This window comes from Schumannella sp. 10F1B-5-1, from assembly GCF_006517535.1.
Lineage (GTDB): Bacteria > Actinomycetota > Actinomycetes > Actinomycetales > Microbacteriaceae > Schumannella.
This window is the reverse complement of the sequence record NZ_VHQH01000301.1, coordinates 1-341: the sequence shown is the minus strand read 5'-3', so window position 1 is coordinate 341 and position 341 is coordinate 1. Positions and strand designations below refer to the sequence as shown.

Here is a 341-nt window from a genome sequence, read left to right as displayed (position 1 = left end):
TCGATGTAGGTCGCGTCGGCGAAGTCGGGGTCGGTCATGATGGTGGCCGGGTTCGGGTTCACCAGGATGACGCGCACCCCCTCGGCGCGCAGTACGCGGCACGCCTGGGTGCCGGAGTAGTCGAACTCGGCGGCCTGTCCGATGACGATCGGGCCGGACCCGATGACGAGGACGCTCTGGATGTCGGGACGCTTGGGCACTAGTTCTTCTTCTCCGAGAGGTTCGCCGCGACCATGTCACGGAAACGGTCGAACAGGTAGTTGGCGTCGTGCGGGCCCGCCGCCGCCTCGGGGTGGTACTGCACCGAGAAGGCCGGGATGTCGAGGGCCCGCAGGCCCTCC

At 68.0% G+C, this 341-nt stretch carries 1 protein-coding gene and 1 pseudogene; both read right to left on the bottom strand.

The features are described from left to right. A partial coding sequence (locus tag FJ658_RS15785) for a hypothetical protein (protein ID WP_141146264.1) occupies positions 1–200 on the bottom strand: 200 nt, incomplete at its 3' end. Further along, positions 200–341 (bottom strand): annotated as a pseudogene (locus tag FJ658_RS15780) (carbamoyl phosphate synthase small subunit); the annotation flags it as partial. The pseudogene FJ658_RS15780 and the gene FJ658_RS15785, both read right to left, overlap by 1 nt.